The sequence below is a fragment of the Paenibacillus sp. J2TS4 genome, assembly GCF_018403245.1.
Taxonomy (GTDB): Bacteria; Bacillota; Bacilli; order Paenibacillales; family NBRC-103111; genus Paenibacillus_L.
On record NZ_BOSH01000064.1, the window covers coordinates 1 to 255 of the forward strand.

1 protein-coding gene is annotated in these 255 nt (G+C 42.4%); it reads right to left on the reverse strand.

Features of this window, described 5'->3' with window-relative positions; genetic code table 11:
• Window positions 1–255, reverse strand: a 255-nt coding sequence (locus KJS69_RS29460; protein ID WP_213587797.1) for a transposase, incomplete at both ends; no start/stop codon positions are given.

The following is a 255-nucleotide window of genomic DNA, read 5'->3' on the forward strand; positions in this document are numbered from 1 at the left end:
ACATTCAACTCAGGACTATAAGGCGGAAGGAAAATGAGGGTGAGTCGATCTTGCTGTTCTTTAAGAAATGATTCCAGCAGTTTCGCATGGTGAATTCGAGCATTGTCCAATACCATTGCGATTTTGCCTGTAGGGTATTCCGACATAACTTTCTGTAGAAACATCAGGAACTTATCGGCAGTGTATTGTTCATCTTCTTGCCAAACGATTTTGCCCGTGACATAATCCACCGTGGAGAATAGTTTTATGCCACGA